The organism is Pseudarthrobacter sp. MDT1-22 (genome assembly GCF_054511035.1).
Window position 1 is genome coordinate 166,613 of record NZ_JBTNDK010000007.1, and the last position, 18,479, is coordinate 185,091.

Sequence of the window (18,479 nt, forward strand, 5' to 3'; positions counted from 1 at the left end):
AGCCATGAATGCAAGGACGACGATGACCGACGTTCACGTGGTGTGGCTGGAAGACGTAGGGATGGGCGATGTGCCCTCCGTGGGCGGCAAGAACGCATCGCTGGGTGAGCTGACACGCTCCCTGATAAGTTCGGGCGTCCGGGTACCGGAGGGCTTTGCCACCACGGCCTCCGCCTACCGGGCGTTCGTCGCCGCCAACGGCATCGAACCGGCGATGCGTGCCTCGATCGATGCATACCGGGCGGGCCGGACAAGCCTGCGGGAAGCCGGCGAATCCATCCGGGAACTCATCCTTGAAGGGCAGTTTCCGCCGGACAGCGCCGCCGACATCAGGGAACACTACAGAGCCTTGTCCCAACGGACAGGACAGGCCCGGGCCTCGGTTGCCGTGCGCAGCAGCGCCACGGCAGAGGACCTTCCGGACGCGAGTTTCGCCGGCCAGCAGGAAACCTTCCTTAACGTTGCCGGCGAGCGGGAGCTGATGGAGGCCTGCAGGCGGTGTTATGCCTCGCTGTTCACCGACCGGGCCATCAGCTACCGGGAAATCAAGGGGTTCGACCATCTGGATGTGGCCTTGTCCATCGGCGTGCAGAGGATGGTGCGTTCAGACCTTGGGGCATCCGGGGTGATGTTTTCCATCGACACAGAATCAGGATTCCCGCGCAGCGTGCTGATCAGCGCCGCGTGGGGGCTGGGAGAAACGGTGGTCCAGGGCACCATCAACCCCGATAAGTACCAGGTATTCAAGCCACTGCTGTCCACCACACAATTTGCACCGATCATCGAGAAAACAATGGGCTCGAAAGAACGGAAGATGGTTTACAGCCGGGGCGGGCACGCGCGAACCAGGACAGTTGACACGACAGACCAGGAGCGGCGCTCCTTGGTACTCACCGAGTCCGAGATTTTGACCCTAGCTCGCTGGGCTGTGGCGGTGGAGGACCACTACGGGTGTCCTATGGACATGGAGTGGGCCAAAGACGGGTCCACCGGCGAACTCTTCATGGTCCAGGCACGGCCGGAGACTGTCCAGGCGCGGCGCAGCGGGTCCGTTTTCCGCGTCTACCACCTTCGCGAATCGGGCCCTCGGCTTGTCTCCGGTGCGGCGATCGGTGAATCGATCGCGCACGGCTCCGCCTGTGTGGTCCGGGACGCCCGGGACATCGACAAATTCCGGGACGGCGCCATCCTGGTGACCCAAATGACCGACCCTGACTGGGTTCCCATCATGCAGCGCGCCGCCGGCATCGTTACCGACCACGGCGGCCCGACAAGCCATGCCGCGATTGTGAGCAGGGAGCTGGGCGTGCCCGCCGTGGTGGGGACAGGAAACGGCACCTCGGTCCTTGAGGAAGGAACGCCCATCACGCTTTCCTGCGCGGGCGGTGAGGACGGGGAGGTCTACGAGGGCACCCTCGCTTTCGATGTCGAAGAGGTTGACCTCGGGGCCCTGCCTGCGACCCGGACCGCCGTCATGGTCAACATCGCCAGCCCGTCAGCCGCCTTCCAGTGGTGGCGCCTGCCCGCGGCCGGCGTGGGCCTGGCACGGATGGAATTCATCATCAGCAACCTCATCCGGATCCATCCCATGGCGCTGGTCCATCCCGAACGCGTCACAGAAGCCGGCGAGGCTGCACGCATCAGGGAGCTCACGTACGGCTACACCGACCTGCAGGAATACTTCGTTGACGTCCTCGCCAGGGGCATCGCCAAGATCGCGGCGCCCTATCACCCGCTCCCCGTGATCGTCAGGCTCAGCGACTTCAAAAGCAACGAATACGCACACCTGATCGGAGGCGGCTCCTTCGAAGTTGCCGAAGAGAATCCCATGCTGGGATTCCGCGGGGCCTCGCGTTACTACGACAAGCGTTACCGGGAAGGATTCGCCCTGGAATGCCGGGCGCTGAAACGAGTACGCGAGAAACTCGGATTCTCCAACGTCATTGTCATGGTGCCGTTCTGCCGCACCCTCCACGAGGCAGACCTGGTGATCAAGGTGATGGCAGAAAACGGCCTGGTCCGTGGTGAGGAGGGACTGCAGATCTACATGATGTGCGAGGTTCCCTCGAACGTCATCCTCGCGTCGGAATTCGCCCGGCGCTTCGACGGATTCTCCATAGGGTCGAATGACCTGACACAGCTTGTCCTGGGGGTTGACCGCGATTCTGAACAGCTGGCCGGGCTTTTTGACGAGAGGGACGAAGCGGTCACGTCGATGATCGCAGAGGTTATCGGCAAGGCGCATGCAGCCGGGATCAAGATCGGTATCTGCGGCCAGGGCCCGAGCAACCACCCGGACTTCGCGGAATTCCTGGTGAAGGAGGGCATCGATTCCATTTCGCTCAACCCCGACACGTACCTCAAGACGGTTCCCGTGATCGCTGCGGCCGAAAAGTCCGAAAAGTGACTCGGCTGGGCATTCTCACGAGCGGCGGAGACTGCCCCGGGCTGAATGCGGTGATCCGCGGTGCAGTGCTGAGTGGCGTCATTTCCCACGGGTATGACTTTGTCGGTTTCCGGGACGGGTGGCGAGGGGTGCTTGACGGGGACGTGGTCCCGTTGCCGCGGCACGCCGTGCGGGGACTTTCCCGTCTTGGCGGGACCATCCTTGGTACATCGAGGACCAATCCGCTAAAGGAAGGCGGAGTGGGGGCGGTGCGCGAAAGCCTCAGCCGTCTCGGAGTGGACGGCCTGGTCGCCATCGGGGGAGAGGGCACCCTGGCGGCCGCGCAGGAACTGTCAGACCAGGGAATTAAGGTGGTGGGCGTTCCAAAGACCATCGATAATGACCTCGACGCCACCGATTTCACCTTCGGCTTCGACACCGCGGTCCAGACGGCGACAGAGGCCATCGACCGGCTGCGCACCACGGGGGAGTCGCATCACCGCTGCATGATCGCAGAAGTCATGGGCCGAAATGCCGGCTGGATCGCCCTTCATGCCGGGATGGCTTCCGGCGCCCACGCCATCCTCATTCCGGAACACACGGTTCCGTTGGGGCAGGTTGCCGGGTGGGTGCAGTCCGCACACGACCGCGGGCGGGCACCGTTGGTGGTTGTCGCAGAGGCGTTCGTCCCGGAGGGCCAGGACGCGCCGTACTCGCCCCGCGGCCTGGACACCTTCGGCAGGCCCCGGCTGGGCGGAATCGGTGTGCTCATGGAGCACGAACTGCAGTCGCTGACCGGAATCGAAACCCGGGCGACGGTTTTGGGGCACATCCAGCGGGGTGGCGCCCCCACCGCCTTTGACAGGGTGCTGGCCACACGGCTGGGCATGGCCGCTGTCGAATCCACCGCCACCGGCCGTTGGGGGACCATGGTCTCCCTGCACGGTACCAGCATCGTGAACGTCGGATTTGACGCTGCGCTGGGCCGGCTCAAGACCGTTCCCGAGGACCGTTACCGTGAGGCAGCGGTCCTGTTCGGCTGATCCGTGGCCGGATCCTGCTGTTAGCCGCGCGTTATCTCGATCTTCCTCGCCGGGGGCTGCTGGGCGGCCGTCGGCACCGGCGTCCTGACCTCCAGCACCCCGTCCCTGTAGGAAGCAGTGATGTCCTCCTGTTGAACGCCGTCGGGCAAAGCGAGCCTCCGCACGAAAGAACCATAGCGGAACTCCGAGCGGTAACTGTCCTTTTCCTTCTGCTCGGACTGCTCCCTGCGCTCGGCCTTGATCTCAAGGGCGCCGTCAACGATGGTGACGCTGACGTCCTTGTCCGGATCGATCCCTGGCAGTTCGGCCCGGACCACAAGTGTGTTGCCTTCAACCGATTCTTCGACGCGGATCCCCGACGCCGCTGTATCACCTTCGAAAATTCTTTCAATCATCTCGACGGGGGAGCGCCGGGTGTCAAACCATTTCATCAAATCAGCCATGGCTGCCTCCTTGCTTGGATGACCGTCGGGGCATGACGTGCCCGACTCCTTAAGGGTCGGGCAAAGGGCCGGGAGGACCCAGAGGCTTTGGTCCTGAGTGCCGGGAAGGTTGCGCTGATGGTGCGGTTCAATGCGAGCCGGCATTGGAGGGCTAGGATCAGTTGCATGAGCAGCTCCCCCTCAGAGTCTCACACGGAAGTCCTCGCCCCGGCTGACTGCTGGAAGTATCTCCAGTCTTCCTATATCGGGCGGCTGGCCGTGATCAACGGTGCGGTCCCCGAGATCTTTCCCTTGAACTTCATGACTGTCGGCGAAACGGTGGTCTTCCGCACGGCGCCCGGCACGAAACTTCGTGCCCTCCTCAGCGGCGCCGCCGTGGCTTTTGAGACAGACGGGCTGAATGCATACGCCACCGAAGTGTGGAGCGTTGTGGTCAAGGGAATGCCTGGGCCGTTTGACGGAGATCCGGCGGCCCTCCAGGAAGCCGGTCCTGACCGCGAACCGTGGCAGGCCGGACTCAAAGAGCATCTGGTGCAGATCGTCCCTACGGAGGTCTCCGGGCGAAGGTTTGCGGTTTCGCCGCGCACGCGCTGGTGGCCGCCGCAGGATTTTTCGGCGGACTGGCTCTAGGGCCGCGCCACTGAGTTCTGTGTCACCTTCGCAGGCCTATCGACAGGGTACCGCCGTGCGTGGACCTGGCTTAGTGCCAGGACCGCAAGGATGGCGACGGAGGCGGCGGCAAACGAGGCAGTTGTGAGTTCAGGAGGTGGCCATTCGAGCATAAAGAATTCCTGCAGGATGGGGACGGTCATCAGCAGGAACAGGCCCAGGCACATGGCTGCAATGATGGCCACGCGCAGGGCGCTGACCGGGCGGCTGACAGCCGCCAGCACGCTCAGGGCAACCAGGGAAAGGGTTACCACGGAGGCGGTGCGGCTGGCTCCGGCGCTGAAGCCGCCCGCCGCCACGGAATACACTTGCACAGCCAGTACCGCCGTCGCGACGATGATTCCGGCCGGGACGGCCATGGCCAGTGACCGTTTCAAGAATCCAGGTTTGTAGCGGCGTGGATTGCTCATCAGGGCCAGAAAGAACGCGGGGATGCCGATGGTGAGACCGTCAGTGGCGGAGAGCTGCCGGGGCAGGAACGGAAAGCTCCACAACAGCGCTCCGAACACTATCGACAGGACTACCGCGTAGGTTGTTTTGCTTAGGAACAGCACCGAGACCCGCTCAATGTTGACGATGACCTGGCGGCCTTCGGCCACGACTGCAGGAAGCCTGTCAAAGCGCCCGTCCAAAAGCACTAATTGGGCCACGGCTTTGGTGGCGGGTGCCGCAGTGTCCATGGCGATCCCGATGTCCGCTTCCTTCAATGCCAGGGCGTCGTTGACGCCGTCACCCGTCATGGCGACGGTGTGCCCCATTTTCTGCAGCGCCATGACCATATCTTTCTTCTGGGCGGGCGTCACTCGACCGAACACGGACAAGCCGTCCAGCGTTTCCTCCATCAGGTGAGGATCTGAGGGCAGGTGCCGCGCATCGTAGCCGACGACGGCGTCGAGCCCCACCTCACGGGCCACCGCCATGACCGTCCGGTGGTCATCGCCGGAGAGGATCTTCACGGCAACGCCCTGCTGGCGGAAATAGGACAGGGTCTGCGCTGCATCGGGGCGGACTTTTTCCCGGAATGTCAGCAGTGTGGCGGCTGTAAGCCCTGGTGGCAGTTGCACGTCGTCGGGATCCCTTTCGGGCGCAACGTCCTGCGAGTAAGCCAGTACCAGGGTGCGTAAACCCGCCCACGCGAGGCGGCGGGACTGGACCAGGACGTCACCGGTGGATGCGTTGTTCCCCTGCAAGACCATCTCGGGTGCACCGAGCACCCACGTTCCCGCAGCAGCATGAGGCGAAGAGAAACTCGCTGCGCTCCACTTCCTGGCGGAAGAGAAAGGAACGACGGCGGCCGGGACCCGGTTGCCGTCAAAGGCGAAGGTGCCCGCCAGGCTGCGGGCGGTGGCGTTGGCGTGGGGGTCGGCGCCGAACCATCCCAGTGCCTCCCTCCAGCCCGGCGGAGATGGAATGCCCGCAGCGTGCACACCGTCGAAGACCACCCTGCCCTCCGTCAGGGTACCGGTCTTATCGATGCACAGAACGTCCACACGGGCCAGTCCCTCCACAGCTGCCAGTTCCTGCACCAACACATTTTGGCGGGCCAGCCGGACACCACCGACCGCGAACGCAACACTGGTCATGAGCACCAGGCCCAAGGGAATCATGGCGATGGCGCCCGCCACTGCGCCAACGAGCGCCTCCACCCAGGCCCCGGTGGTGAAAGCCAGATCCCAGCCACCCTTAGCCTGCATCTGGCCGTTGGTGACGATCACGACGACAGGGAAGAGAGCCCAGCTGATCCACCGAAGGACGCGGTCGATCCCGTTGCGGATCTCTGAATTAACCAGGGAAAAACGTTTCGCCTCCGCGGTGAGCCGGCTGGCGTACGAGCCGGCCCCTACGCCGACCACCCGCGCCTCGCCTTGCCCCGCCGTGATGGTGGAACCCGACCACACGGTGGAGCCCCTGCCCTTGCCTACGGGTTCAGACTCGCCGGTAAGGAAGGATTCGTCAATTTCAAGGCCATCCCCGCTGATGATGACGGCGTCTGCCACGACCTGGTCGCCGGCATGCAGTACCGCGACGTCGTCCAGGACGACGTCGGAAACTGCGATGTCCTGGACCTGGCCTTCACGGAGCACCCTGGCCCGGGGGGCGTCAAGGACGGCCAGCCGGTCCAGCAGCCTCTTGGCGCGGTACTCCTGGACCACGCCGATGACGGCGTTGCTGAGCGCGGCGAAGCCGAAGAGCGCGTCCTTCCACTGCCCCAGGAAGAGCAAGAGCAGGAAGCAGCCGCCAACAATGCCGTTAAAGAGGGTCAGCACATTCGCCCGGACAATCTGCCACAGGCTTCTGCTCGAATTGTCGGGAACTCCGTTGGCCAGGCCTGCCAGCGTTCGTTCCTTCACATCATCGGCGGAGAGACCGGATCCTGCGGGAGCATCAGCCCCGGGCGGATATGGCGCCGCTGCCGTGCCCACGCGGCTCACTCAGGGTGCCGGCGAGAGGGCTGCGCCGAGCGTCTTTCCCCATTCGCGCGCCCGGTCGAGTTCACCTGGCAAAAGCTGGTTGGCGTCATCGACGAGGAAGCTCGCAGGCTCGACTATCAGCTCAAGGCCATGTTGCTTGAGTCGTTTCGCGATGCCTTTGGACGCGTGACCGGTCACTAGCTTGTTCCCCTTCAGCCGGGTGTCGAAGGCGGCCGCTTTTCCGGTTGCCTTGTCCAGGAAGTCGAACCATGCCCGCAAGCCCGGTCCTCCCGATGCGGCGTCCGGGACCAATCCCTTCTCCGGGTGTTCAAGGGCGTCTTTGACTGCCAGTTCCCACATCGGCTTCCTGCTCATGCCGTGGATGTGGGTCGGCCCTCCCACCACCAGGAGATCCGTGGCGGTGGGCTGGGTCTGGCCTGCCTCCTCCACGGACATCACGTGTGGTTCGGCCACCCCCTCCAGCCCTTGCGCTATCGCATCAGCGATTGCGCGTGTGTTGCCGTAGAGGGATTCGTAAACGATGGCTGCTTTCATGGTGTGGCCTTCTTCTCGAGTGCTGAGGCCAGGTCCTGGGCCCAGCTCGCTGCCTTTTCAAGTTCTCCACCGCGCAGGGGCCCTTCGGTGCCCCGGACGTAGAACGGGGCGGGGCGGGCGATGGCGTGGGCGCGCCTTCCGTGAGCAGTTTGGTCACCTTCTTGGCGGCGTCGCCATGGATGAAGAAGCGGACGCGGGTGTCGAACGCTGCGGCCTTGATGCCCTGAGCCGGCCGTTGCCCAACTGCGCCAGCAGTACCGTGATTTTGGGGGTGGGCCGCCAGCCGTTGATGGGGGAGCCGACGATGAGGAGATCGCCGCCTGACAGGTTCCCGGGGTTGAAGTCCGTCACGGAAACCGCTGCAGCGCGGATAGGTTTGAGGCCTTGTGCGATGGCTCTGCAACCGCCTTGGTGTTCCCGTATGCGGAGTCGTAAACAACGTAGCCTTTCATGCGGTGATCACTACTTTCAGGGCGTTTGTCTCCGCGGCCCGGGCGAAGGTGTCGTAGGCGTCCATGAACTGGTCAAAACGGAAGCGGTGTGTTGCAAACTTTTCCGCCGGGAGCTTCTTCTGGGCCACGAGTTTCAGCAGCATCGGAGTGGTGTTGGCGTTCACGAGTCCCATGCTGATGTTGATGTTCTGGATCCAGAGGTTCTCCACATGGAGTTCCACTGATTTGCCGTGCACCCCCACGTTGGCGACATTCCCGCCCGGCCGGACGATCTCCGTGCACATGCTGAAGGTCGCGGGAATGCCCACTGCCTCGATGGCCACATCCACGCCCTGGCCGTCGGTCAGGCCCAGCACCTGTTCCTTCCAGTCGGCGTCGCCTGACAGGACGACCTCGGTGGCGCCAAACTCGCGGGACTTCTGCAAGCGGTTCGCGTCAAGGTCGATGGCGATGATGGTCGCCGCTCCGTAGAGCCCGGCGGTGGCGATTGCGGCCAGCCCGACCGGACCCACCCCGACCACCGCTACCGTGTCGCCGGGCTTGACCCGGCCGTACTGGACCCCGATTTCGAAGCCCGTGGGGAGGATGTCCGACAGCATGACGGCCTGCTCGTCGCTTACACCGTCGGGCAGCAGATGGAGGGAGTTTTCGGCGTATGGGACCCGCACGTATTCGGCTTGCGTGCCGTCGATCAGGTGGCCGAAGACCCAGCCGATGCCCGAGGCACCCTCGTCGCCCATGCAGTGCGAATAGAGGCCGCTCTTGCAGTTGGCACAGTGGCCGCAGGACTTGATACAGGAGATGATCACGCGGTCGCCCGGTTTCAGGCTAGTCACGGACGACCCGACCTCAGTAATGGTTCCCACTCCTTCGTGGCCCAGGATTCTTCCTTCCGTCACGGCCGGCACATCCCCTTTGAGGATGTGCAAATCCGTCCCGCAAATGGTGGTGGTGTCAACCTTGACAATGGCATCGGTGGGATTCCGGATCGCCGGATCGGGGACTTCCGTCCAGGACTTCTTCCCTGGGCCTCCGTAAACAATAGCTTTCATAACCGTTCCTGCCTGTTGCTGTTGATAGGGTTCCACGGCGTGCGGAATGCTGCTCCACCTCAACGATGACGCCCGATTGCCTCGCCGGTAAGGGACAAAAGTCCCGGAAGTCCGACGGCGGCGGCTCAGGTCGCCACATTGCCCGCGGTCCCGCCGGGCTCCAGTTGCCGGGAGATCAGGACAGGGGCCGTGGCGTGGTGAAGGACTGCGTGGGCATTTGACCCGATAGCTCCTCTGAGGAGCCCCCGGCCCTTGCTTCCGACGACGATGAGGGCGGCACCACGGGCAGCATTAAGGAGCGCCCGCGGGACGGAAGTATCCTGGGCAACGTGCTGGCTGATAGTCACGTCCGAAGCCAGACCGCTGGCGTCGTGAGCGGCCGTCAGGAGGAGGCGACGGGCCGCTCCTTGGCCCCCTCCGGCCTCGTGGGCTGTGCGGTCATGGGACCGGATGACGTGGATGATCATCAGGTCCGCTCCCGTAGCACTGGCCATGGCACAGGCAATACTCAGGACGCCCGCCGACCCGGAAGAGTCAATTCCCACCACGATGCGCCCCTCCGGGTTCTTATCGAACCGGATGACCGCAACGGGGCAGGACGCCGTCGCCGCGAGTTCCAGACTTACTGAACCCACCAGAAGTCCCATAAATCCACCGATCCCGCGGCTGCCAAGAACCAGCATCCGCGCATCTTCCGCGATCCGCCGGAGATGGCCTGCAGGAAGTCCGTACAGGAGGCTGCTCCGGATCCTGACCCGGGGCGCCACTGACAGCGCCTCAGCTTTCCCCTCATCAAGGATGGCCTGCGCCTGATGTTGCAGCCCGCTTCCCTCTATGCCCTTGACGGGTCCAAGGTCGCTGGTCAGCAGCGGCCACAGTGAGCAATGAACCACCTGCAACTCACAGTCCAAAAACTTCGCGTGCCGTGCAGCCCAGCGCACAGCCAGGGCTGCCTCAGCCGATCCGTCGTAGCCAACTACCACGCGGTCAGGGGAGGGCATGGCTGGACCCGGCCTTGCCGCCGCCCTCCACGGAGGCCTGCCCGGGAGCAATCGAAATCCCTGCCGGCAGGTCTGAGCCATGCGCGACGAGGACTGGGCATTTTGCGTGTTCAGCCACCGTTGCGCTCACCGCACCCAGCAGCTGCCCTTCAAATCCGTCGTGGCCGCGGCTGCCCCCTACAACCATGTGCGCAGACCTGCTTTCTTCGACTAGGACCTTGGCCGCCGGCCCTTGGGACACCACCATTTCGAGCCTCGCAGGAGGAACACCGTAGAAGGCCTTGGCCACTGCCTCGGCACAGATTTTCCGGGCTTCTTCATCGGGGTTCCAGACAACCGGGGTGAAAGTGCCGAAGGCGATCTGGAACTGCTAGGAGGAACATGGCCCGGATACGAGCGTTGAGCAGCGGCGCCAATGCGCCCGCCCAGCGCAGAGCGAGTGTGGAAGGAGCGCTTCCGTCTACGCCCACCACGATTGGCGGCAGTTCAGCCGCCGGTGGCATCGTGTTCCTCGGCCTCCTGGCTGACCACCAGCACAGGGCAGTGCGCATGGGCTGCACACGCTGCGCTGACGGAGCCCATGAGCTGGCCAAAGAGGCCGCCGTGGCCGCGTCGACCAACGACGAGCATTTGGGCGTTGCGGCTTTCGTCAACCAGGACCTTCGCAGGCGATCCCACTTTGACAGCTGTCGTGAGATGTTCTGGGCGCTCCGCGCCGTAGGCCCTGTCGATGGCCTGTTCCATGAGGCGTTTGGCGATGGCCTCAAGCTCGGCCGTTGTATCGATGTAACCCGGAGGCAGGTGCGCGGGCAGGTAGAAGTCGGAGAAGCCCAGGCATGTGACGACGTGCAACGGTGCGGCCAGTGCGGACGCCAGGCGCCCGGCGAGGCGCAGCGCCGCGGGGGAGTATTCGGAACCGTCGATTCCGACAAGGATGCGATCGTTATCACTCATGGCAGTACCTTCCCCCAGGATCCGGCGGTGGCCTAGGGCCGAAGGTCACTGAAGGCACACGGTTTCCGGCGGCGCCTCAGGCTGGTCGAAGCAACACTGCGGCCCCCGTGAACCGGTCCAGGGACAGGTCCAGCAATGCCTGGTCTGCCTTTGTCCACGGATAGGGGGTAGTGGTGGGGCGGAGCGGTATTTGCTCTGCCAGCGCGAGGAGTTCCCGCCCGTCGGCTCTGGTATTGGCCGTGACGCTGCGCAGGCGGCGCTCCTGAAAAAGGTCCTTTTGATAGTCCAGGACCGGGATGTCGCTCAAGTGGATGCCTGCGACGGCGAGGGTTCCTCCGCGGTCCAGAGCTCGAAGCGCGATTGGTACCAGCCGGCCCGCAGGAGCGAAGAGGATGGCCGCGTCCAGCAGCTCAGGCGGGACTGCTTCAGCGGGCCCGGCGAACTTTGCCCCCAGTTCAAGGGCCAGCCTCTGCGCCGCCGCCGACCGTGTCATGACATAGACGCTTGCACCCTCGTAGATAGCCATCTGCGCCGTCAGGTGGGCCGATCCGCCAAAGCCATAAATGCCGAGTTTGCCTCCCGGCGGAAGGCCGGAGGAACGAAGCGCCCGATAACCGATGATCCCGGCACACAGCAAGGGCGCCGCGTGCTCATCGGTAAATGCTTCGGGTATCCGGTACGCGTAATCCTCGTGGACGGTCATCAGCTCCGCGTAGCCGCCGTCCGCATCCCAGCCGTTGAATGACGGGGCGAGACAGAGGTTCTCTGACCCGCCGGCACAGAAGCGGCAAGAGCCGCACGTACGGGCCAGCCAGGCTGCCCCCACGCGCTCGCCAAGACGGAACCGGGAGCTGCCAGCTCCGAGCCCCACCACCTCGGCGACCACTTCATGGCCAGGGATCCGTCGAGCAGCACGGGGCCGCAGGTCTCCTTCAGCAAGGTGAAGATCTGTGCGGCATACACCACATGCACGAACCGAGAGCAGGACCTCGCCCGGCCCCGGCGATGGATCAGGGCGCTCGCCCAGGCGCAACGGACCTGACACGATGGGGCCGGGTTTTTCAACCCACCATGCCCTCATGACTGGTCATTCAAGTCCGGCGCGGGTGGCCTCATCCAAGGGACCGCCCCAGGTCAACGGGGCGGCGATCTTGAAACGCCGTCCACTGACACTCTCCGGGACAATACGGAGGAAATGGTCCTTGGGGCCTGTCTCCCAGGGGAACAGTAACTGTCCTACGGAGTCAAGGAGTTCAGGGGTACGGGTGAGGGCTGTGGCCGGCCCTTTCACGACGACACTCCAGGCAACGCCCCCATCCGTGTCAGCACCATCGGCTTCAAGCGCCACCAGCTTGCCCAATGCGGACGCAAGCTTGGTGCCGGCACCTGTTCGGAAGACAAGTGATTCATGGTCAACCTTGTAATTGATGGGAAAGATCTCGGGGTGGTCGTTCACCCACACGGCAAGGCGGCCCACGGAGTCGCCCCGCAGCAAACGCCAGCACTCTTCAGTTGGCAGCACGGCGGTCTCCGGTATCGATGCATCTGGGGTCATGGCCACGATCATACGGAGCAGGTGCGACCGGCTGTAGGGCACAAAGACCCCTCACCGAACCTGCGGTGCTGGATGAACCTCCCCTGCAGGGGTAGTCTGTGTGCACCGGCTGCAGCCGGCAGGCCGGCCCGCGTGGATGTCCATCGAAAGGCGGGTTACATTGAACGAGCCCATACACCCCACCAGTACGGGCGCCCGGCAACCCGTTGCCGGGCCTCGAATCGACGAACTTCGTACCGACTTTGTTGACCGTGCCGGGGAAATGGTAAGCGACCAGCAACGGATGCAAGGACTTCTAAGTGCCGTCGTTGCCTTGGCCGAGGATCTTAGCCTGGAGGCGGTGCTGCACAGAGTGGTCAGTTCAGCGTGCCACCTTCTCGGGGCTGATTATGGGGCCTTGGGAGTGATTGGAGGCGACCGTGCCCTGAGCCATTTCATCACTGTGGGGATAGATGAGGGACTCGCCCGTCAGATTGGCCCCCTCCCCACAGGACATGGCGTTCTTGGCCTCCTGATCCGCGATCCGAAGCCGCTGCGGCTGCATGATCTTAGCCAGCATCCGGATGCCTACGGGTTTCCCAAGAATCATCCGCAGATGAAATCTTTCCTGGGCGTGCCGATCCGAGTGAGGGACGTTGTGTTCGGCAATCTCTACATGACCCATAAGAGAGGCGGCGGCGACTTCACAGACGAAGACGAAGACCTGGCCGAGGCACTTGCTGCAGCCGCCGGCGTCGCCATCGAAAACGCCAGGCTCTATGACGATGCCCGGCGCAGAACCGCATGGCTTCAGGCCTCCATGGATGTGACCAACAAAATGATGGGCGACGAGGAGACGCCGGAGGGCCAGAATGGGGGACTGGACATGATCGCCGCCAGAGCACTCCAGGAGTCCGGTTCCACCCTTGCCCTCATCCTGGTCCAGGAGGACACTCCCGACTTGTACCGGATCGCCGGAGGTGCGGGGAACCATGCTCCGGAGTGGGTCGGACGGCTTTTGTCGTTTGACTCGGGCGAAATGGACACCGTTCTCGCCACGGGCCACGCCGCTGTGATTGAAGACGCATCGTCTGCCCTCGGCACCGGAAGTGACCTGGCCACGAGCCGGCTCCTGGTTATCGACCTCAGCGCCCACGGCACCCACCACGGCCTACTGCTCCTCCTGCGGGAGCGTCAATCCGGGACGTTCAGTACGACGGACCTGGAGATGGGTCCCGTGTTCGGATCGCACGTCGCACTGGCGCTCGAGCTGGCGCGTGCGCATCGGCTGCGGGAGAAACTTGCCGTGTTTACCGACCGGGACCGGATCGCCCGCGACCTGCATGACCTCGTCATCCAGCGCCTGTTCGCAGCAGGGCTCAGCATCCAAAGCCTCCGACGTTATATGTCCGATGACTCCGCAGCCAGGACCATCCAGACTGTGACCGCCGAACTGGACGAGACAATCCGGGAGCTACGCAACACCATCTATTCGCTGAGTGACTCCGCCACGGCGAAGGAACTCCTCAGCAGCCGTGTCCTCCAGACGGTTCGTAGCGGCGCGCAGTCCCTGCCGTTTGTCCCCCTGCTGACTCTTACGGGGCCCATCGACGCGATCCGGGATGAAGAAACCGCCCTGAATATCCTGGCAATGATCACGGAGGGGCTGAGCAACGCCGTCCGGCACTCCGGAGCGGATTCGATCCGCGTGTCGGTTTCCGTGGACAACAGTCTTGTCGGCATCCTGATCCAGGACAACGGCACAGGATTCAGCGTGCCTTCGCCTGGCACCGGCCTGACGAACATGCAGCACCGGGCCGCCTCACTGGGCGGCACTTTCGAGGTCGCCAGCTCCCCGGAAACGGGAACAGCACTGACATGGACGGCTCCAGTTTTCTGAGGTCAGTGTTCATGGTGCTGCGCCACATGGACCGCGGCCTGCGTCCGCCGTTCAAAACCCAACTTCGCAAGCAGGGATGAGACGTAGTTTTTGACTGTCTTTTCCGCCAGAAGCATACGTTCGCCGATCTGGCGGTTTGTCAGACCCTCCCCAATGAGCTCCAGCACCCTGCGCTCCTGCCGGGTCAAGGACGCGATTTTTGGGTCCACGCGCTCCGGTTCTGCCAGTCCCTGAACAATCCGGGCCTTCAGGTCGGCATCAAACAGGGATTCCCCCTTGGCGGCGCGGCGCAGGGCACCGATCAGGGCGGAACCGCCTATTTCCTTGAGAACGTACCCGGAGGCCCCGGCCAGGACCGCGCCCCGCAGCGCCTGCTCGTCGTCGTAGCTTGTGAGGATCAGGCAATTAATCGTTTCATCCACCGAATGCACATCGCGGCACACTTCGATCCCCGTCCCGTCCGGCAACCGGGCATCAAGTACTGCCACGTCCGGGCGCAGCGCCGGAATCCGACGTGCCGCTTCGGCGGCAGACCCGGACATGCCGACGACGACGAAACCTTCGCTTTCCAGGAGGTCCTGAAGGCCCCGCCGTACCAGCTCGTGGTCGTCAAGGATGAACACCCGGATACCGTCGTCGGATGATTCAGTCCATTGCTCCGATGCTGTCGAGGCGTTCATCATGTTCCTTTCTGTGTACCCGTTCCAACCGGTACCGAGGTGTCACGTCTGCGACTGACTCATTCTTGAGGAAGGACGGTATCGCCACAAGGGTCCAATGACCCGGCCGGCGCGGCGGGGTATGACCAATGGCCCTACCCCTGCCCGCGGAACCGGGGAAGGGACTGTGGAAATAACGGTGTATCCGGCTCGACACGCCGGGCGTTAAGCCTGGCGGGGAGGAGCCCGATATGGCCGCAACACTTGAGGCTGTGCCGAGTACGAAAACCGCTGAGAAGAAGACAGAAATATCCGAGGCTGACGCTGCCCGCGAGCTGGTCAGAATGGCGAAGGAACAGGGCCTGTCCCTGACCGGTCCCGATGGTCTGCTCAAGCAGCTGACCAAGACCGTGATCGAGACTGCGCTCGATGAGGAAATGACCGAGCACCTCGGATATAAAAAGCACGATACGGCCGGTAAACAGACTGGCAACTCCCGCAACGGGGTGCGCCCGAAAACGGTGTTGACGGAGACCGCCGGCCCCGTGCAGGTGGACGTGCCGCGGGACCGGGAAGGCACGTTCGAGCCGGTCATCGTCAAGAAGCGCCAGCGCCGCCTGACGGGGGTCGATGAGATGGTCCTCTCGCTCTACGCCAAGGGCTTGACCACGGGAGAAATCAGCGCCCATTTCGCCGAGATCTACGGTACGTCTGTGTCGAAGGAGACGGTCTCCCGGATCACCGACCGGGTGGTCGAGGAGATGGCCGCGTGGCAGAACCGGCCGCTGGACGAGGTCTACGCGGCGATCACCCGCGCTGAATGCCTGAAGGCGGGATCATCAGGCAACCCTTTTCTATGGAAAAATCCTGAGCGCGGTGTCCCAGTTGAAGTGCTGGTGCTCAGGGCTGACCTGCAGGCCCATAACAACCAGCATGAAGGCTTCAAGTTCGCGCGAACGCCGAAGCGGCCCCACGTCGATGGGCCTGAGTCCTGCGGCCGCTGCCACGGCGCTGACTTTCTCTTTGGCTTGCTCCGAGTCGCCGGCGATAAAAACGTCCAGATGTTGCCCGCCGACCTTTCCAGCCTCCAGGGTGGTGGGAAACGTGGTGTTGAATGCTTTCACCACATCCGCGCGTCCATCTAACAGCCGGGCTGTATTTTCGGCTGCGGAGGTGCCGGGCTCCGTGGTCAGCCGATCGAAATTCGTGACGTCCACGGTGTTGCTGATGTCTACGACGACCCGGCCGTCAAGAGCGTCGCCGATTTCCAGGAGGGCGTTATGGACTTCCTTGTGCGGGATGGCCAGGAAGATTATTGCTCCTGTGATGGCGGCCCCCGTCACGCCTCCTGTGGCACCGGGTCCGAGGCTTTCGACCAGATCCCGTGTTTTGGAGCCGTCACGGCCAAGAATCTGTACCGGGTTGTTCCCTCGCAGCATCGCCGTGGCGAGTGCGCGGGCCATGTGTCCGCTGCCGAGAATGCTGATGTTGGTCATGATCTTCCCTTGCTGGAAACGCCGCGATCTGCTTGTCCATCCAGTAGACATTGTTAGTCGGTTCGGGCAATAGGGACGAAAGCCCCGGAGGCGGTGGGGGCTTAAGGCACTGGCCGTTCAGTGCTTCAGCGAGACACTGTGGTGTAAGTGGTGTGATGAAGGGAGCAGGAGTTGAAGGCGCATGAGGTCCTGGCGGGGGTTGATGGCTCCAGCACAGGCGGAGGGGCTGCGGACTGGGCTGCGCAGAGGGCGGACCGGCTAGGCCTCCGGCTGCATTTGGTGCGGGTGGTGCCCGAATCCTCGTACTACAGGGTGCCGGCGCAGTACGTGGAGGCCGTGGCCGAGGCGCAGGTGCTGCTGGGCCTTGCGCGTGACCGGCTGGCCGCGCGGCATCCGACGCTGCAAATCCTCACCAGCTGGCAGCCGGGCAAGCCGGCACCGATGCTGAGCCTGTTGTCCGTTGGCGCCGAGATTGTGGTTCTCGGTTCGGACCGTTCCGCAGACGGGCGAGGGGAGGGTTTCGGGTCGGTAAGCTTTCAGGCAGTAGTCCTCTGCCGGAGTCCCGTCGCAGTCATTCCCGCGCCAGCGGCGACGAACCATATCGGAGTGGTGGTCGGCGTCGACGGATCGGCTGACTCCGAAATTGCCCTTAAGATGGCGGCGGAGGAGGCGAGCCGGACCGGAGAGGGACTGACAGTGCTGCATGCGGTGTCGAAAACGCTGCCTCCAGCCAACGCAGGAGGCAGGACGGGAATAGGTCACAGCCGTGAGCCTGATCCCCGGGCACTTATCTCAGAAGCAGCCGGCTATCTCAGAAGCAGCCGGCCGCATCCGGGAGCTCTTTCCGGGACTCCGTGTCCGCGAAGCGCTGGAATCGGATGACTCGCCTGCCGATGTGCTCATGCGAGACGCAGCACAGGCCAGCTTATTGGTTGTTGCTGGCACTGGGGGAGGACCCGGCAGCCCGATGGACAGCAAGTGCCTACGCCATTGTGGTTGCCATCATCCGGTCCGGCTCCATGGTCAAGGCGCTACGCAGCGGCCGTTGGGGGATTGATCTCCTGGCGGTAACTGCCATTGCCGCGACCGTGGCTGTAGGGGAGTACGTGGCAGCCCTGATCATCGTACTCATGCTCGCTGGAGGCGAAGCCCTGGAAGAGATCGCCCAAGGCCGGGCCACCCGGGAACTCAAGTCCCTGCCCGAGCGCGTGCCGCACACAGCCCACTGCGAACTGCGGGGCCTGCCGCCGGAAGACATCCCCGCCGAAGCAGTTCGCCCCGGCAATATCCTCCTGATCCAACCGTCGGCCCGCTATACGGCGTCGAAATTCGACGTCACCGGGCTGACCAAGAGCGCAGCACTGGACCTCGCCCGCTACGGCATCCGCGTCAACTCGGTGCACCCTGGCGCCGTCCTGACCCCCCATGACCGAGGGTCTCGAACTCACTACCTCGCACGTTGCCCTTAATCGGGTAGGCCGACCGGAGGAAATCGCAGAGTTGGTGCTCCATCTGTCGGGCGCGGAATCCAGCTTCGTCACCGGCGCCCAATTCGTCATTGACGGTGGAGAAACTGCCGGGCTTGCGCACAATCCAGTCACCGGAGCATAGGATCGCTCTGGGCTTGGACGACGGTACGGTGTCCACGCTGCGCGCGGCAGATCCGCCGGTTGTGGCAATGATGAGGTCAAACAGACCCTTCCGGTGAAGGCTGCGCTGTCGACGGCGGTCAGGTCGCCGCAGTGCCCTTACCAGGACCTTGGCTGCCAGGACCGTTCGCCTCCCAGTTTCAACGTTCGCCATCACGGCTTCCTGCCCCTCTCTATTAGGCAGGAGGGCCGTCCCGAGTGTTCAGGAGGTCATGGCATGGAAAGTGATGAACGTCCGGCAACAGTTTTATCCGATGAACAAGCATGGAACGTGC

The 18,479-nt window shown here is 63.7% G+C and carries 18 protein-coding genes and 1 pseudogene; 8 read left to right on the forward strand and 11 right to left on the reverse strand.

Going from position 1 to position 18,479, the window contains the following annotated elements; genetic code table 11:
* Positions 1 to 22: 22 nt before the first annotated feature.
* A complete protein-coding gene (gene ppsA, locus ACX80M_RS08210; protein ID WP_459309372.1) occupies positions 23 to 2,407 on the forward strand; it encodes a phosphoenolpyruvate synthase in 2,385 nt (794 codons plus the stop codon).
* Complete coding sequence (locus tag ACX80M_RS08215) at positions 2,404 to 3,429, forward strand: 6-phosphofructokinase (RefSeq protein WP_252609604.1); 1,026 nt, start codon at positions 2,404 to 2,406, stop codon at positions 3,427 to 3,429. The genes ppsA and ACX80M_RS08215 overlap by 4 nt, the downstream gene beginning before the upstream one ends.
* A 20-nt stretch (positions 3,430 to 3,449) precedes the next feature.
* On the opposite strand, the gene ACX80M_RS08220 is transcribed toward ACX80M_RS08215, so the two are convergent.
* Positions 3,450 to 3,872, reverse strand: coding sequence for an Hsp20/alpha crystallin family protein (locus ACX80M_RS08220; protein WP_252568837.1), 423 nt, complete (start codon positions 3,870 to 3,872; stop codon positions 3,450 to 3,452).
* 165 nt (positions 3,873 to 4,037) lie between these two features.
* Between ACX80M_RS08220 and ACX80M_RS08225 the strand changes: the two genes are divergently transcribed.
* Positions 4,038 to 4,502, forward strand: coding sequence for a pyridoxamine 5'-phosphate oxidase family protein (locus tag ACX80M_RS08225; RefSeq protein WP_252568836.1), 465 nt, complete (start codon positions 4,038 to 4,040; stop codon positions 4,500 to 4,502).
* Here the strand turns inward: ACX80M_RS08225 and ACX80M_RS08230 are convergent.
* From ACX80M_RS08230 to ACX80M_RS08265, 8 genes are all read right to left on the reverse strand, one after another.
* Positions 4,499 to 6,964, reverse strand: a complete 2,466-nt coding sequence (locus ACX80M_RS08230) for an HAD-IC family P-type ATPase (protein WP_459309373.1) — start codon at positions 6,962 to 6,964, stop codon at positions 4,499 to 4,501. The two genes, ACX80M_RS08225 and ACX80M_RS08230, sit on opposite strands and share 4 nt — an antisense overlap.
* 9 nt (positions 6,965 to 6,973) lie before the next feature.
* The gene (locus ACX80M_RS08235; protein WP_252599443.1) at positions 6,974 to 7,507 is read right to left on the reverse strand and encodes a flavodoxin family protein; all 534 of its coding nucleotides are present in this window, start codon (positions 7,505 to 7,507) and stop codon (positions 6,974 to 6,976) included.
* 448 nt (positions 7,508 to 7,955) lie between these two features.
* Positions 7,956 to 9,011: a zinc-dependent alcohol dehydrogenase family protein gene (locus ACX80M_RS08240; protein WP_252599441.1), complete on the reverse strand. Its 1,056-nt coding sequence runs from the start codon at positions 9,009 to 9,011 to the stop codon at positions 7,956 to 7,958.
* 125 nt (positions 9,012 to 9,136) lie between these two features.
* Positions 9,137 to 10,012, reverse strand: coding sequence for a universal stress protein (locus tag ACX80M_RS08245; RefSeq protein ID WP_459309374.1), 876 nt, complete (start codon positions 10,010 to 10,012; stop codon positions 9,137 to 9,139).
* On the reverse strand, positions 9,999 to 10,301 hold the full coding sequence (locus tag ACX80M_RS08250; protein WP_252599439.1) for a universal stress protein: 303 nt from the start codon (positions 10,299 to 10,301) through the stop codon (positions 9,999 to 10,001). The genes ACX80M_RS08245 and ACX80M_RS08250 overlap by 14 nt, the downstream gene beginning before the upstream one ends.
* A gap of 197 nt (positions 10,302 to 10,498) precedes the next feature.
* Positions 10,499 to 10,966: a universal stress protein gene (locus ACX80M_RS08255; protein WP_252599438.1), complete on the reverse strand. Its 468-nt coding sequence runs from the start codon at positions 10,964 to 10,966 to the stop codon at positions 10,499 to 10,501.
* A gap of 76 nt (positions 10,967 to 11,042) precedes the next feature.
* Entirely contained in the window at positions 11,043 to 12,047 is a 1,005-nt protein-coding gene (locus ACX80M_RS08260) for a zinc-dependent alcohol dehydrogenase family protein (RefSeq protein ID WP_459309375.1), read from the reverse strand.
* A 6-nt stretch (positions 12,048 to 12,053) separates the two neighbouring features.
* On the reverse strand, positions 12,054 to 12,521 hold the full coding sequence (locus tag ACX80M_RS08265; protein ID WP_252599436.1) for a pyridoxamine 5'-phosphate oxidase family protein: 468 nt from the start codon (positions 12,519 to 12,521) through the stop codon (positions 12,054 to 12,056).
* A gap of 283 nt (positions 12,522 to 12,804) precedes the next feature.
* Here ACX80M_RS08265 and ACX80M_RS08270 point away from each other — a divergent pair, with 283 nt between their 5' ends.
* The gene (locus tag ACX80M_RS08270; RefSeq protein WP_308293029.1) at positions 12,805 to 14,400 is read left to right on the forward strand and encodes a GAF domain-containing sensor histidine kinase; all 1,596 of its coding nucleotides are present in this window, start codon (positions 12,805 to 12,807) and stop codon (positions 14,398 to 14,400) included.
* A gap of 2 nt (positions 14,401 to 14,402) precedes the next feature.
* On the opposite strand, the gene ACX80M_RS08275 is transcribed toward ACX80M_RS08270, so the two are convergent.
* A complete protein-coding gene (locus ACX80M_RS08275) occupies positions 14,403 to 15,083 on the reverse strand; it encodes a response regulator (RefSeq protein ID WP_252599435.1) in 681 nt (226 codons plus the stop codon).
* Positions 15,084 to 15,310: 227 nt separating this feature from the next.
* Between ACX80M_RS08275 and ACX80M_RS08280 the strand changes: the two are divergent.
* Positions 15,311 to 15,868 (forward strand): annotated as a pseudogene (locus ACX80M_RS08280) (transposase); the annotation flags it as partial.
* A 45-nt stretch (positions 15,869 to 15,913) separates the two neighbouring features.
* Here ACX80M_RS08280 and ACX80M_RS08285 read toward each other — a convergent pair.
* Complete coding sequence (locus ACX80M_RS08285) at positions 15,914 to 16,606, reverse strand: NADPH-dependent F420 reductase (RefSeq protein ID WP_308293027.1); 693 nt, start codon at positions 16,604 to 16,606, stop codon at positions 15,914 to 15,916.
* A gap of 120 nt (positions 16,607 to 16,726) precedes the next feature.
* Between ACX80M_RS08285 and ACX80M_RS08290 the strand changes: the two genes are divergently transcribed.
* From ACX80M_RS08290 to ACX80M_RS08300, 3 genes are read left to right on the forward strand one after another with little or no spacing between them, the layout of a single operon-like run.
* Positions 16,727 to 17,437, forward strand: coding sequence for a universal stress protein (locus ACX80M_RS08290; RefSeq protein WP_459309376.1), 711 nt, complete (start codon positions 16,727 to 16,729; stop codon positions 17,435 to 17,437).
* Between the two features lie 53 nt (positions 17,438 to 17,490).
* Positions 17,491 to 18,024, forward strand: a complete 534-nt coding sequence (locus ACX80M_RS08295; protein WP_459309377.1) for an SDR family NAD(P)-dependent oxidoreductase — start codon at positions 17,491 to 17,493, stop codon at positions 18,022 to 18,024.
* A complete protein-coding gene (locus ACX80M_RS08300; RefSeq protein ID WP_252604011.1) occupies positions 17,981 to 18,166 on the forward strand; it encodes an SDR family oxidoreductase in 186 nt (61 codons plus the stop codon). Before ACX80M_RS08295 ends, ACX80M_RS08300 begins: the two co-directional genes overlap by 44 nt.
* Positions 18,167 to 18,479: the final 313 nt, after the last annotated feature.

What these genes read in the sequence shown, in the direction of transcription:
- ppsA (WP_459309372.1), top strand. Translation starts at nt 23, where the DNA reads ATGACCGACGTTCACGTGGTGTGGCTGGAAGACGTAGGGATGGGCGAT.
- ACX80M_RS08220 (WP_252568837.1), bottom strand. Translation starts at nt 3,872, where the DNA reads ATGGCTGATTTGATGAAATGGTTTGACACCCGGCGCTCCCCCGTCGAG.
- ACX80M_RS08225 (WP_252568836.1), top strand. Translation starts at nt 4,038, where the DNA reads ATGAGCAGCTCCCCCTCAGAGTCTCACACGGAAGTCCTCGCCCCGGCT.
- ACX80M_RS08235 (WP_252599443.1), bottom strand. Translation starts at nt 7,507, where the DNA reads ATGAAAGCAGCCATCGTTTACGAATCCCTCTACGGCAACACACGCGCA.
- ACX80M_RS08240 (WP_252599441.1), bottom strand. Translation starts at nt 9,011, where the DNA reads ATGAAAGCTATTGTTTACGGAGGCCCAGGGAAGAAGTCCTGGACGGAA.
- ACX80M_RS08245 (WP_459309374.1), bottom strand. Translation starts at nt 10,012, where the DNA reads ATGCCCTCCCCTGACCGCGTGGTAGTTGGCTACGACGGATCGGCTGAG.
- ACX80M_RS08255 (WP_252599438.1), bottom strand. Translation starts at nt 10,966, where the DNA reads ATGAGTGATAACGATCGCATCCTTGTCGGAATCGACGGTTCCGAATAC.
- ACX80M_RS08260 (WP_459309375.1), bottom strand. Translation starts at nt 12,047, where the DNA reads ATGAGGGCATGGTGGGTTGAAAAACCCGGCCCCATCGTGTCAGGTCCG.
- ACX80M_RS08265 (WP_252599436.1), bottom strand. Translation starts at nt 12,521, where the DNA reads ATGACCCCAGATGCATCGATACCGGAGACCGCCGTGCTGCCAACTGAA.
- ACX80M_RS08270 (WP_308293029.1), top strand. Translation starts at nt 12,805, where the DNA reads ATGCAAGGACTTCTAAGTGCCGTCGTTGCCTTGGCCGAGGATCTTAGC.
- ACX80M_RS08275 (WP_252599435.1), bottom strand. Translation starts at nt 15,083, where the DNA reads ATGATGAACGCCTCGACAGCATCGGAGCAATGGACTGAATCATCCGAC.
- ACX80M_RS08285 (WP_308293027.1), bottom strand. Translation starts at nt 16,606, where the DNA reads ATGTCTACTGGATGGACAAGCAGATCGCGGCGTTTCCAGCAAGGGAAG.
- ACX80M_RS08300 (WP_252604011.1), top strand. Translation starts at nt 17,981, where the DNA reads ATGACCGAGGGTCTCGAACTCACTACCTCGCACGTTGCCCTTAATCGG.